This window comes from Bacteroides sp. An51A (assembly GCF_002161565.1).
Lineage (GTDB): Bacteria > Bacteroidota > Bacteroidia > Bacteroidales > Bacteroidaceae > Phocaeicola > Phocaeicola intestinalis.
This window is the reverse complement of record NZ_NFIC01000002.1, coordinates 327,740-340,810: the sequence shown is the minus strand read 5'-3', so window position 1 is coordinate 340,810 and position 13,071 is coordinate 327,740. Positions and strand designations below refer to the sequence as shown.

At 44.0% G+C, this 13,071-nt stretch carries 12 protein-coding genes; 7 read left to right on the top strand and 5 right to left on the bottom strand.

Annotation, left to right across the window (positions count from 1 at the left end):
* Positions 1–322: 322 nt before the first annotated feature.
* A complete protein-coding gene (locus B5G04_RS05015; RefSeq protein WP_239414039.1) occupies positions 323–922 on the bottom strand; it encodes a nitroreductase in 600 nt (199 codons plus the stop codon).
* 749 nt (positions 923–1,671) lie between these two features.
* Here B5G04_RS05015 and B5G04_RS05010 point away from each other — a divergent pair.
* From B5G04_RS05010 to B5G04_RS19685, 5 genes are all read left to right on the top strand, one after another.
* Complete coding sequence (locus tag B5G04_RS05010; RefSeq protein WP_087396119.1) at positions 1,672–4,908, top strand: SusC/RagA family TonB-linked outer membrane protein; 3,237 nt, start codon at positions 1,672–1,674, stop codon at positions 4,906–4,908.
* 19 nt (positions 4,909–4,927) lie between these two features.
* On the top strand, positions 4,928–6,394 hold the full coding sequence (locus B5G04_RS05005; protein WP_087249090.1) for a SusD/RagB family nutrient-binding outer membrane lipoprotein: 1,467 nt from the start codon (positions 4,928–4,930) through the stop codon (positions 6,392–6,394).
* A gap of 74 nt (positions 6,395–6,468) precedes the next feature.
* The gene (locus tag B5G04_RS05000) at positions 6,469–6,885 is read left to right on the top strand and encodes a helix-turn-helix domain-containing protein (protein WP_087396117.1); all 417 of its coding nucleotides are present in this window, start codon (positions 6,469–6,471) and stop codon (positions 6,883–6,885) included.
* Complete coding sequence (locus tag B5G04_RS04995; RefSeq protein WP_143270429.1) at positions 6,801–7,484, top strand: IS630 family transposase; 684 nt, start codon at positions 6,801–6,803, stop codon at positions 7,482–7,484. The genes B5G04_RS05000 and B5G04_RS04995 overlap by 85 nt, the downstream gene beginning before the upstream one ends.
* A 195-nt stretch (positions 7,485–7,679) precedes the next feature.
* Complete coding sequence (locus B5G04_RS19685; protein ID WP_158100050.1) at positions 7,680–7,907, top strand: hypothetical protein; 228 nt, start codon at positions 7,680–7,682, stop codon at positions 7,905–7,907.
* On the opposite strand, the gene pdxT is transcribed toward B5G04_RS19685, so the two are convergent.
* From pdxT to pckA, 3 genes are all read right to left on the bottom strand, one after another.
* Positions 7,846–8,448 (bottom strand): pyridoxal 5'-phosphate synthase glutaminase subunit PdxT, encoded by a 603-nt coding sequence (gene pdxT, locus B5G04_RS04990; protein ID WP_087249098.1) that lies wholly within the window; start codon positions 8,446–8,448, stop codon positions 7,846–7,848. The genes B5G04_RS19685 and pdxT overlap by 62 nt on opposite strands.
* A 15-nt stretch (positions 8,449–8,463) precedes the next feature.
* Positions 8,464–9,339 carry a pyridoxal 5'-phosphate synthase lyase subunit PdxS gene (gene pdxS / locus B5G04_RS04985; protein ID WP_087249088.1) on the bottom strand — a complete coding sequence of 292 codons (876 nt, stop codon included), beginning with the start codon at positions 9,337–9,339 and terminating at the stop codon, positions 8,464–8,466.
* Between the two features lie 314 nt (positions 9,340–9,653).
* Complete coding sequence (pckA, locus tag B5G04_RS04980) at positions 9,654–11,258, bottom strand: phosphoenolpyruvate carboxykinase (ATP) (protein WP_087396115.1); 1,605 nt, start codon at positions 11,256–11,258, stop codon at positions 9,654–9,656.
* A gap of 345 nt (positions 11,259–11,603) precedes the next feature.
* Between pckA and upp the strand changes: the two genes are divergently transcribed.
* Positions 11,604–12,257 (top strand): uracil phosphoribosyltransferase, encoded by a 654-nt coding sequence (upp, locus tag B5G04_RS04975; RefSeq protein ID WP_087212513.1) that lies wholly within the window; start codon positions 11,604–11,606, stop codon positions 12,255–12,257.
* Positions 12,258–12,348: 91 nt separating this feature from the next.
* Positions 12,349–12,540 carry a hypothetical protein gene (locus B5G04_RS19290; RefSeq protein ID WP_140406900.1) on the top strand — a complete coding sequence of 64 codons (192 nt, stop codon included), beginning with the start codon at positions 12,349–12,351 and terminating at the stop codon, positions 12,538–12,540.
* Here the strand turns inward: B5G04_RS19290 and B5G04_RS04970 are convergent.
* Positions 12,522–12,989: a low molecular weight protein-tyrosine-phosphatase gene (locus tag B5G04_RS04970; RefSeq protein WP_022040446.1), complete on the bottom strand. Its 468-nt coding sequence runs from the start codon at positions 12,987–12,989 to the stop codon at positions 12,522–12,524. The genes B5G04_RS19290 and B5G04_RS04970 overlap by 19 nt on opposite strands.
* Positions 12,990–13,071: the final 82 nt, after the last annotated feature.

The window sequence follows — 13,071 nt, the reverse complement described above, 5'->3', positions numbered from 1 at the left end:
AAGGTGGTTTATGCCCCGTCAGTAGCCGCGCCGGCTACATGTGCGAAATGAGCTAATTAATTGATAAATAAAAGTGTAGATGTTTATGCGTGCGGAGTTGATAACAAAATGTGTCGAATATGTGCCGATTGAATAGTCGGATAGTTGAGTAGGATAGATGGGAATAATTATTTACAAGATAATTTGTAAATTAAGTGAATATAAAAATACAGAGGCACAAAGTCTGCTTATTCAAGAGTTGGTTTGTGTGCTTTATTTTACTACTTAAATAAGATTACATTATGCCTCTGTTTTTTCTACATTTAAATTTTAGTGATATATTTTACTCGATAAATTGGATTTTGTCTGCTTCACGAGGCTTGGCGGTTGGAACCTCATCGGGATAGCCGAAGCCGATGCAATATAACAGTTCGTAACCTTCACTGAAGTTTAGCTTTTTCAAGTATTCAGCCGCTTCAGGACTCTTCATAAAGCGGGCGGGACTTCCCAAACAACAACTTCCTATCCCCATAGACCAAGCTGAAATCATCATGTTTTCAGCCAACAAACCGCAGTCGAAAGGCGAACTTTCTGATTTTGTATCGTGCCCGATAAAGACTACCGTAGGTGCATTGCGGAACATATTGCGGAATGTAGAGTCTGACGCGGCTTTCGGATTGGCTTTCTTATATAATTCGGTTACGCCGTTAATATAATTGGGATTGTCTACGACACGGATTTCCCAAGGTTGGCGGTTCATGGCATTGGGGGCATTGATACCGCATTCGACAATAGTCTGTATCTTTTCACGCTCTACCGCCTGCGGTTTATACTGGCGGATGCTACGGCGTGACATAATAGTTTCCACTACTTGGTTCTTGGTGCTGTTCTGGACGGTTTCGCTGGTCGTTTGCACCTGTTGGTTTCCTCCTCCGCACGCCATTAAGGGCAGCAGCAGGGTTGTCATAAATACGTGTTTCATTTGCTTTAAGTTTTGAGTTTGTAATCGTTAAAGTCTCACCACAGAGAACATAAAGCATCGTAACAGATGAAATGAAAGATGTTTTGTGTTTCTGTAGCGAATAAGGTCTTCGGTTGCGAATATACGAATAAACTTACAAAATCTGAATACTCAGCCACTTAAAAACTCAAAAATCAATATCCTGGTGTTTATGGGTTCTGGTGTTTGTGGAACAGCACAGTTAGATCCTGTTTTAAGATTCTGTTTAAGTTCCGATGTTTGTAATGTGCTAGCAAAATAGCATAAAGCCAAGAGAAACTGTTTTGAATTTCTCCAAAAAGTTTTTTCCCGTCTTGATGTATTCGTTTTCGTGTGTGCTGATTTGGTTGCATTACTTGTTTATGCCACCTTCAATAGTTTCAAAGATGAATTTGAGATGTAATAAAAAGTAAGTAAATATATGACTATTGTGTGTATTTGATAATTGAGGATTAATTTCATAAAATGACAATATAACAAATATGTGCGCGATATTTTGATAATTTATAAGTTTTATATACAAAAACCTGCTATTAAATAACCAATTTTACTGTTTTTGTAGATTTAGATATTATTTTGATATAAAATATTTGCTTTTATTTTCCTTTTATTTATAACTTTGCGAAAAATTCAATAAAACAGGTTATGACAGCTGTATTAATTAAAGATTGTTTAACTAAACGAGAGAGTTTATGAAAAGGAAAATTGTTTTAATGTTGTCTTTTCTATGTATTGGAATAGGCATTTTATGGTCTCAAGGGAGACAAGTGAGGGGAATTGTGACTTCCGCAGACGATGGGTTGCCGATAGTGGGAGCATCTGTTTTAGTAAAAGGGACAACCATGGGAACCATTACTGATGTGGAAGGCCGTTTTAATCTTTCCAACGTGCCGGCTTCTGCCAAGACATTAAGTATTTCTTTTATCGGTATGAACACAAAAGAGGTTGATATTACTTCCAGAACGATGAACATTGTAATGGAACCTAATACTGAAACTTTGGATGAGGTGGTAGTTACAGCACAAGGACTTACCCGCCATGAGAAATCATTGGGATATTCTACTCAGACCGTAAAGGCAGAAGATTTGACCATTACCCGGCAAACAGACTTGAACAATGCATTGGCGGGCAAAGTGTCCGGTATCCGTTTCTTAGGTTCATCAGGTGCCACGTTTGATAGCGGACGTATCATTTTGCGTGGTACATCTTCTTTGACTGATGCCAGTGGAGTAGAACCGATTTATGTCATTGATGGCATTATTTCGGAAGATGCCAATGCCATCAATATGGACGATGTGGAATCAGTTAACGTACTGAAAGGCCCTGCAGCTACGGCTTTGTATGGCTCACGTGGTGGCAATGGTGCCGTAATTATCACCACAAAAAACGGTTCAGGACAGGAAGGGCATACAGAAATCAATGTAAGCCATACTTTCGCATGGGAAAAGATGTACGACCATTTTGACATGCAAAACCAATATGGTGGAGGTTATTTGGGAGCTGAGGCGGAACTTCCTGTATTCCATTATGATGCGAGCAGACACCCGTCATATCTGCAGGCATTGGACGGCAAGGCATATTATGACTACAATAACGATGCCAGTTGGGGTCCGGCTTTCAATGGCCAGCAATATCTTCCAGCATACGCATGGGATCCGAGCGACCCACGTTTCGGACAGACCACCTCATGGAGTCCACAATTGAAGCTGAGCGATTTGTTTGAAACCGGTTTCAGCAATACGACCAACGTGGCGTTTTCACGTTCAGGTAAAGATTATTCTACACGTGTGTCATTCTCTAACGTGTCACGCCAAGGCATCACTCCCAATAGCGATGCGGCACGGCGTTATTTGTCCGTACGGACTGAGTTCAAACCCTTTGACCGTTTGAAAATATCAGTAGACTACAAATATACTTACCGCAAAAACCATAATGCGGCGGTAGAGGGATATGCTGAGACAGGAAATGCTCTTTATTCATACCAGCAATGGGGGCATACCAACGTAAACTTACAGGATTATAAGAACTACAAGCGTGCGGACGGCAGCCATATATATTGGAACATCACCAGCCGTGATTCGGATCCGACTAGCCTGAACGCCGCTTTTCATGATAACCCTTATGCTGTATTCAATGAAATCAACACAACGGACACTTATCAATGGAACTTATTCAGTGGAGATGCCGAACTGACTATTTGGAAGAACCTGAAAGCCGGCATTCGTGTTAATGGCAACATTCGTAATGAAAAGTCGGAACAAGTTATCCCTAACCAGATGTTTGGTTTAGTATCCAGCTACCAACAAGATCAGAATTCTTATTCGGACATCCAAACCCAAGGGCGCATTACATGGAACGATCATTTCTTGAATGACAAGCTGGCAATAGATGCGGCACTTTTCTTTGAAGACCGCCAAAGCAACCTGGACGAACTCTCCGGATTCACTCGTAACGGATTGATTATGGATGGTTTCAACAATTTAGGAGGATCTTCGGGTGATGCAGGAGGCAGCAATAATAAAGAACAAATTCACGAGCAAAGTATCTATGGTACAGTGACGGCCGGATGGAATGATACCTATTATATAGATTTTTCATTGCGTAACGATTGGAGTTCTACTCTTCATCCGGACAACAACAGCTATTTGTATGGAGGTTTGTCGGTAGCTGTCATCGCCAGCAACTGGTTCAAACATGCCGATTGGTTAAATTTCTGGAAGATTAGAGCTTCCGCAGCCCAAGTCGGTTCAACGATGGATCCGTATAATGTGTACAACATTTATTCCATTCGTAACAGCGATGGTGAAGTAGTCAAGTACAACGGTTTGTCTACCATGTGGACCAGTCCTACACTGAATGACCCGTATATCAAGCCGACAATTTCTACCTCGTATGAAATTGGTACGGAGTTCCGCATGTTCAACAATCGTTTTTGGGGAGACATCAACTTCTACAACCGAGACTCAAAGAATCAGATAGTCAGCATGAATACTACTCCATCCAGCGGCTACACTTCCCGTAGAATGAATGCCGGATTGATCCGAAACCGTGGTATTGAAGTATCATTAGGAGGTGAAATCATTCGTACGAAAGACTGGTCATGGGAAGTAAATGCCAACGTAGCCCATAACCGGAATACATTGGAAGAGTTAGTAGATGGACAAGAATCTTATCAACTTTACTGGATGTCGTGGAGTTCACGCGTTTATTCTTATGCGGAAGTCGGAGAGCCTATTGGCGTAATACGCGGCTCGGTTTGGCAGCGTGATCCCGAAGGAAACCTTTTGTTGGGTCGCAATCAGAACGGTGATTACGTACCTTTGTATAACACGTCCGCACAAGAAGAATTGGGCAATATACAGCCAGATTTGACGGGTGGTTTTGCCACTACGTTGCGCTATAAAGGATTTACCTTGAACGCTTCGCTCGATTTCCAAGTAGGAGGTGCTTTAGCTTCTGCTACGAATATGTTTGGCGAAGCATCCGGTTTGCTGAGTTCAACCACAGGATTGAATGACAAAGGAAATCCGATTCGTAATAGTGTGGCAAACGGTGGAGGTATCCGCTTGGATGGAGTGATCCAAAACGAAGATGGCACATACTCTCCTGTCACTACTTATATGGATGCGCAGACTTACTTCCAAAGCTATAAGTCATTGTTATGGGAAGACTATGTATATGATGCAAGCTATGTAAAACTGCGTGAACTGAGTCTTGGTTATACTGTCCCTGAATCGTTCTTGCGTCGTCTGAATTGGGGAATCAAGCGTGCCAGCATTTCTTTTGTAGCACAAAACCCTTGGTTGATTTACTCGGCAGTTCCCAACATCGACCCGTCTGAAATGGGAGCGGCTACCGAAGGATATATTGAAGGCGGACAGGCTGCTTCTGTACGTTCATACGGTTTTACAGTGAGTCTGACATTCTAACTTAAAAGATTGGTTTATTATGAAAAAGATAAAATTATTGGCTTTGATTTTTGTCGGAGTTACCGGCTTGAGCAGTTGTGGCAATTTCGGAGATTTGACTGTAGACCCTAACAATCCTTCTTCTCCGGATACACGCTTTTTGTTTACCCGGGTATGTATGGATACGTATCTTTTTGCCCTGAATGGCACTTATAACCCGTGGACACAATTGTTTCCGCAATATTTGTCCGAACGGCAGAATATCCAATATTCCAACTTTGGATTGCAAGACTATGATACGCGGGCTTTCTATTACAGAGATTTACAAAATTTGGAAGAAATCATTTCGCTGAACACTGAAGAATCGACTAGCCAGTCTTCAAACGTGCTGCAGATGGGAAGCAATGAAAACCAAATAGCCGTGGCGCAGACATTGCGTGCTTACTTCTATATGCACATTACCGATGTGCTGGGCATGATTCCTTATTCGGAAGCATTGCAAGGAGATGCGGGAAATTTCACTCCGGCATACGATACACAAGAATCCATCTATTCAGATCTCGACACTCGCCTTACAGAAGCGTATGCGCAATTCGATGAAAGTGGAGATTTAGACGGCACGTATGACATACTCTATAACGGAGATATCTCTAAATGGAAGAAATTCAATGCCTCCCTACGCATGATGATGGCGATTAAGCTTTCGGATGTAGATCCTTCTTCCGGACGTGAACGGTTTTCCCGTGCGTATGCCGATGGCGGTATGACTGACAATTCTGACGCATTGGTCTATAACTTTGTAAGCGAAGAGATGAACGAGAATCCTCTCTATACCAATATTGTAGTAGATGGGCGTGCCGACTTTGCTCCGTCAAAGACTCTTCTGGATCAGTTGCTCGCTTATAACGACCCACGCATAGAAGCTTATGCTGAGCCTAATTCGCAAGGAGAATATGCTGGGGTTCCTTTCGGTATTTTGCAGTCGGACATCACGCAATATACGGACTGTGCTACTTTTGACCCTCGTTATTATCAAGCGCAGAACACGCCGATAACTATCATTTCCCCCTCACACATCTTGCTGATTCAGGCCGAAGCTGCCGTACGTGGTTGGATTGACCAAAGCCAAGCTGAGAATTATTATCGTCAAGGCATTCAGGCTTCATTCGACCAATACGATTTGGGAAGCCGCTTTGACGCATATTATGCCCAACCGGATATAGCCTTTACCGGATCGGATGAAGAAAGGATAGAAAAGATAGGCATGCAGCGCTGGCTTGCCAACTTTATGCAAGACGGTATAGAAGCATGGTCGGATTGGCGGCGGTTGAATGTGCCGAAAATCTATCCGGGACCATCGGCAAGCATCTCCCATATCCCTTACCGGCGTATCTATTATCCGGATGATTACGGAACTAATATGGATAATTACAATGCTGCAATCCAAGCTCAAGGAGAAGACAGCTTCGAAACGCGTGTGTGGTGGGATGTTGCGGACAATAACTAATAAGTAGATGTTCATAATTAGTTTATATCATATAGATTTGATACCTTTGCCTCATAAACCTCAAAGATACACTTATGGGCAAAGTCAAATCAATCATATTAAAGGACTCCGAACGCTTGGCGTTGGAAACAGGTTTCCGTCAGGGACTCAGCCATTGCTTCCGCATGCGTTGCCGTGCCGTATTGCTCAAATCGTCAGGGCTTTCAAGCAAGCAAGTAGGTTTGCAGACGGAGATGTCGCATGTATCCGTCAACTTTTGGGTGAAACGTTTCATGCAGGAAGGCATCAGCGGCTTGCATACCCGCCCCGGGCGTGGTCGCAAACCTATCATGGACTGCACGGACGAGGAAGTTGTCCGCAAAGCCATAGAACAGGACAGGCAGAGCGTCAGCAAAGCCCGCGAAGCTTGGCAGAAAGCCACGGGCAAGGAAGCGAGCGACCAGACATTCAAGCGTTTTTTATCAGCATTGGCGCAAGATATAAGCGAATAAGAAAACGCCCAAGGGGAGTACCCTCGCCGCAACTCTATGCGTATAAGACCGAGAAGTTGCAAGAACTTGAACAACTGAACATGGACGGCAAGATAGACCTTTATTACGCCGATGAGAGTCACGTATGCACCGAAGGCTATGTGCCTTACGGCTGGCAATTCCGTGACGAAGACGTGTATGTCCCATCCCAAAAGGCACAAAGGGTCAACATCTTCGGCATGATAGACCGGAACAACCGCTATCATGGGTTCACCACGACTGAAAGCATTGACGCGGACAAGGTCGTTGAATACCTCGACGCCTTTTCCTTGAGCATTAAGAAAGACACGTTCATCGTGCTTGACAATGCGAGCGTACATCGAAACAAGAAGGTACGAGAACTGAGGACATTGTGGGAGAAACGTGGGCTTTTCCTCTTTTATCTTCCGCCGTATTCCCCGCACCTGAACCTTGCGGAAACATTGTGGAGGATAATGAAAACCAAATGGATCAGACCGCAGGATTATGCGAGTAGCGACAACCTCTTTTATACCGTCAATAGGGCATTGGCGGCTGTCGGGGATACTTTGGGAATTAAACTTAAACATAATGCTGCTTAATTTTGATTAGTTACTTAACGAAGTGACAAGCCGTCTTTTTAAATTCTCTCTAATATTTTAACTTGTCAGTAAAAAAGCGGATGCGCCGGGTTGGCACGTCCGCTTTATCAGTTTAAGTACAATAGTTAGAGAAAGTGAGAAGCCAATAGTCATGTCCTATGCACAACTAAGAAGCTGTTTTGAATTTATCGTGCGATGATTTGGGATGAGTTTTTGAGGCATTTCCGCTTCTGTGATGAGGAAGATAGCGGGCTATCTGACGAAGAACAGGAGCGAAAAGGACCAAAAAATCGCCCAAAGCACACACGAAAACGGATACATCAAGCCAAGAAAAACTTTTTGGAGAAATTCAAAACAGCTTCTAAGGTCTTGGCATCTGATTCCCTTTTGGGCTTTCCTCCTTCTTTACCATCTTCTCGATGAAATAAGCATGTACTGTAGTATCGTCCGTCAGTTCGGGATGGAAGGAGCAGACCAACATGTTCTTTTCACGTGCTGCTACGATGTGCCCGTCTACCGTTGACAAGATTTCCACCTGCGCGCCTGCCTTATTTATATAAGGAGCACGGATGAAAGTCATGGGTATTTCTTGTCCGGCAAACAGGTCATGAGTGAAGAAACTGCCCAACTGGCGGCCGTATGCATTGCGTTTCACGCAGATGTCCATCACTTGCAAGTAGCGCTTCGGGTCGTTTTCTATTTCATTTGCCAATAGAATCATACCTGCACATGTACCGAATACGGGCAATCCTTCTTTCACCTTCTCCCTAAGCGGAGACATCATATCCAGGCTATTCAAAAGCTTGCCGATAGCCGTACTCTCTCCGCCTGGTATAATCAGCCCGTCCATGGGGCAGGACAAATCGGATAATTGGCGGATTTGAAAATGTGCTACACCCAAGTGGTCCAACATCTGTTCGTGCTCAAGGAAAGCTCCTTGCAGCGCCAAAACACCTATTTTCAGCATATCCTTTCCCGGTTATTTTCCTCTTTCTGCCATCAACAGGGTGATTTCATCTTCGTTAATGCCTACCATGGCTTCGCCCAAATCGGTAGAAACCTCTGCCAATAACTTAGCGTCGTTATAGTTGGTTACGGCATTGACAATGGCACGCGCCCGCTTTTCGGGATTGCCAGACTTGAAGATACCGGAACCGACAAACACACCTTCAGCCCCCAGTTGCATCATCAAGGCGGCATCGGCAGGAGTGGCTACACCTCCGGCAGCGAAATTCACTACGGGAAGCTTTCCGTTTTCGTGTACATACCGCAACAAGTCCAACGGCACTTCCAGCTCTTTGGTCTCATTGTACAGTTCGTCTTCGGCAAGTGCCTGTACGCGGCGGATGTCGCGCATCATGCTGCGCATGTGAGTCACTGCCTGAATCACATCGCCGGTGCCCGGTTCTCCTTTGGTACGAATCATCGAAGCACCTTCTGCGATACGGCGCAATGCCTCGCCCAGGTTTTTAGCTCCACAAACGAACGGTACCTTAAACTGGGTCTTGTCTATATGGAACACACCGTCTGCCGGCGACAATACTTCACTCTCGTCGATGTAGTCGATTTCCAACGCTTCCAATATCTGTGCTTCCACAAAATGTCCGATACGCACTTTCGCCATCACAGGAATACTGACAGCTTCCTGTATGCCACGTATCATCTTCGGGTCGCTCATACGGGCAACTCCGCCCGCTGCACGGATATCAGCCGGAATGCGTTCCAATGCCATAACCGCTACTGCACCTGCCTGTTCGGCAATCTTTGCTTGTTCCGGAGTCGTTACATCCATGATAACGCCTCCTTTCAACATTTGAGCCAAATTCTTATTCAGCTCGTACCTTTCATTCTTCATCTTCTACTAAAGTTCTTAAGTTTGTAAAACAAAGCAAATATAACAAATAAAGCAACATGGTAATTTTAAGAGCCTATTTAAATTTTCCAATAAAGCCATGTTGTACTGTAAAACGGTATCAAAATGTGCATTTTGATGAACATAAGTGAGTGGACCGTTTCACATAAGTAACCCGGGCGTTTCACATAAGTGAGTCAGCCTTCTCACTTATGTTCGTTTGAGGGAGCTTTTGGCTTGAACAGCATTTAAACAGGCATTAAAAAAGCGGTCCTCTACGAAAGAGGACCGCTTTGCCATATAGGTTGAGATTGAAATTACAATTTCGGACCAGCTTCAACCAAAGCCTTACCAGCTTCGTTACCAGTGAACTTAACGAAGTTCTTGATGAAGCGACCAGCCAGGTCTTTAGCTTTTTCATCCCACTGAGCAGCGTCAGCGTAAGTATCACGCGGATCAAGAATCTTCGGATCTACGCCCGGCAATTCAGTCGGAACAACGAAGTTGAAGTACGGGATAGTCTTAGTCGGAGCTTTGTCGATAGAACCATCGAGGATAGCGTCGATGATACCACGAGTATCGCGGATAGAGATACGTTTGCCGGTACCGTTCCAACCAGTGTTAACCAAGTAAGCCTTAGCACCAACCATCTTCATCTTCTTAACCAACTCTTCTGCATATTTAGTCGGGTGCAAGCTCAAGAAAGCCTGACCGAAGCAAGCAGAGAATGTCGGAGTCGGTTCAGTGATACCACGTTCTGTACCTGCCAATTTTGCAGTAAATCCAGACAAGAAGTAATACTGAGCTTGTTCCGGGTTCAAGATAGATACCGGAGGCAATACACCGAAGGCATCAGCTGACAAGAAGATTACTTGGTGAGCGTGAGGACCTTTAGATACCGGCTTAACGATGTTGTTGATGTGGTAAATCGGGTAAGAAACACGAGTGTTTTCTGTTACGCTCTTATCTGCGAAGTCGATCTTACCGTCAGCAGCAACTGTAACGTTTTCCAACAGAGCGTCGCGTTTGATAGCGTTGTAGATATCCGGTTCTGATTCTTTATCCAAGTTGATAACTTTTGCGTAGCAACCACCTTCGTAGTTGAATACACCTTCGTCATCCCATCCGTGTTCGTCGTCACCGATCAATTTACGTTTCGGGTCGGTAGACAAAGTAGTCTTACCTGTTCCAGACAAACCGAAGAAGATAGCTGAGTCAGTTTCTTCCATGTTGGTGTTAGCTGAACAGTGCATAGAAGCGATGCCACGCAACGGGTTGAAGTAGTTCATCATAGAGAACATACCTTTCTTCATTTCACCACCATACCAAGTATTCAGGATAACTTGTTCCTTAGTAGTCAAGTTGAAGACAACGGCAGTTTCAGAGTTCAAGCCCAGTTCTTTGTAGTTTTCAACTTTAGCCTTAGAAGCGTTGTAAACAACGAAGTCAGGTTCGAATGATTCCAGTTCTTCTTTAGAAGGACGGATGAACATGTTAGTTACGAAGTGAGCCTGCCAAGCAACTTCCATGATGAAACGTACGCACAGACGAGTTGCAGGGTTTGCACCGCAGTAACCATCTACTACATACAGTTTCTTGTTAGAAAGTTCTTTAGTAGCCAATTCTTTCAAAGCGTTCCAAGTTTCTGTAGTTACAGGCTTGTTGTCGTTTTTGTATTCATCAGAAGTCCACCACACTGTGTTTTCACTTGTAGCGTCTTTTACCAGGAATTTATCTTTAGGAGAACGACCTGTGTACACACCGGTCATTACGTTTACAGCACCCAGTTCAGTTACCTGACCTTTTTCATAGCCTTCCAAACCCGGTTTTGTTTCTTCTGCGAACAAAACATCGTAAGACGGATTGTGTACGATTTCTACGGTTCCATTGATACCGTACTTAGTAAGATCTAAATTTGCCATTGTTCAAATGATTAATTGGTTATTATATCAAATGTTTAGTTATTGCTTGATGTTCTCTTTAGTTAGCTTCAAAAAAGATGTTCTTCAACACATCTCCCTTGTTTTTCGCGCTACAAAAATAGTGGTTTCTTTTGAATCCGAAGCAGATATTATTGAAAAAAATCCGTAATTAGCAAAGTTTTATACTTGTGTAACAAATATGCTACACGGAGTTTGCAATTGCCTTGTTTCAAAAAAGATACCCCTCACCCTCTTTACCACGAAACCTTCGGGGCATAGCATGACATTTTTACACAAATGTCCTTTTTTCTTCGTACCTTTGTGAAAAATTATCAAGCGAACATCATGAAGATTATTGATTTTAGTACCAGCAACACACTGTTAAACCAATTCCTTGCCGAGATGCGCGATGTCAACATCCAGCAAGACAGTTTGCGATTCCGGCGGAATATCGAACGTATCGGGGAAATCATGGCATACGAAATCAGCCGTGACCTGCCTTATGAAGAGAAGGTGATACGCACGCCGCTTGCCGAAGCAGTGGAAAACATACCGGCTGTCCGTCCGGTTATTGCGACCATTCTGCGTGCAGGGCTTCCGCTCCACCGAGGATTCATCAATTATTTCGACCATGCCGAGAATGCTTTCGTATCGGCTTACCGCAAATACATCGATGAAGATCATTTCGACATTCATATTGAATACATCGCTTCTCCAAAACTGGATGGAAAAACATTGATTCTTACCGATACGATGCTTGCTACGGGTGCTTCTATGGAATATGCATATGAAGCCTTGCTGACCAAGGGAACGCCTGCGCACGTACATATTGCTTCGGTAATAGCCAGCCGACAGGCTGTAGAACATATCCAGAAAGTTTTTCCTCAAGAAAAGACTACCTTGTGGTGTGCTACTATCGATCCGGAACTGAATGCTCACTCGTATATTGTTCCGGGGCTGGGCGATGCAGGCGACTTGTGTTATGGCGAAAAAGAATGACTTCTGAATTGTGCGTGCAGGCGTGCGGAGAAACACGTCTGCACACATTCTCAGTCTGGGATATAAGAAGCTGTTTTGAATTTATCGTGCGATGATTTGGGATGAGTTTTTGAGGCATTTTCGCTTCTGTGATGAGGAAGATAGCGGGCTATCTGACGAAGAACAGGAGCGAAAAAGACCAAAAAATCGCCCAAAGCACACACGAAAACGTATACATCAAGACAAGAAAAACTTTTTGGAGAAATTCAAAACAGCTTCTAAGTCTTACAGGTTTCGGATATGATTTAGTAAACCTTTGCAAGCATCTTCCAGAATGTCTAGTACATTTTCGAAGCCTTGTGCACCACCGTAGTAAGGATCGGGTACATAGTCAGCTACTTTCGTTTGGCAGAAATCGGTCATCCGACCAATCTTTCGTTCTGTTTCCACATCAGGGGCTTTCTCGCGTAAGGCATCGATATTGGCATCATCCATACCAAGAATCCAATCGAAGTTGTAAAAATCATCGGTACGCACGGGACGCGAATGGTGCGTAATCTGGTAGCCACGCCGGGAGGCATGCATTCGCATCCGTGGGTCGGCAAGGTCGCCTTCATGATATCCGCTGATACCTGCCGAGTCGACCTCTATTTCCATTTCCAGTCCTTCTTGTTTCAGGTAAGTACGCATGATTTCTTCGGCGGCAGCCGAACGGCATATATTGCCGAGGCAGACAAAGAGTATTCGCTTCATAATTTGTAAAGGAATTAGAAAAAGCAAAAGAAGCCAGGAGAACAAGAGGAGCAAGAAGAGTTTAACGGCATTTCGGACATAA

Bases quoted from the DNA above. Each gene is read 5' to 3' on its own strand.
- B5G04_RS05005 (WP_087249090.1), top strand. From the start codon at position 4,928: ATGAAAAAGATAAAATTATTGGCTTTGATTTTTGTCGGAGTTACCGGC.
- B5G04_RS05010 (WP_087396119.1), top strand. From the start codon at position 1,672: ATGAAAAGGAAAATTGTTTTAATGTTGTCTTTTCTATGTATTGGAATA.
- B5G04_RS05000 (WP_087396117.1), top strand. From the start codon at position 6,469: ATGGGCAAAGTCAAATCAATCATATTAAAGGACTCCGAACGCTTGGCG.
- pckA (WP_087396115.1), bottom strand. From the start codon at position 11,258: ATGGCAAATTTAGATCTTACTAAGTACGGTATCAATGGAACCGTAGAA.
- B5G04_RS04970 (WP_022040446.1), bottom strand. From the start codon at position 12,989: ATGAAGCGAATACTCTTTGTCTGCCTCGGCAATATATGCCGTTCGGCT.
- pdxS (WP_087249088.1), bottom strand. From the start codon at position 9,339: ATGAAGAATGAAAGGTACGAGCTGAATAAGAATTTGGCTCAAATGTTG.
- B5G04_RS19290 (WP_140406900.1), top strand. From the start codon at position 12,349: ATGATTTGGGATGAGTTTTTGAGGCATTTTCGCTTCTGTGATGAGGAA.
- B5G04_RS19685 (WP_158100050.1), top strand. From the start codon at position 7,680: ATGATTTGGGATGAGTTTTTGAGGCATTTCCGCTTCTGTGATGAGGAA.
- B5G04_RS05015 (WP_239414039.1), bottom strand. From the start codon at position 922: ATGGCGTGCGGAGGAGGAAACCAACAGGTGCAAACGACCAGCGAAACC.
- upp (WP_087212513.1), top strand. From the start codon at position 11,604: ATGAAGATTATTGATTTTAGTACCAGCAACACACTGTTAAACCAATTC.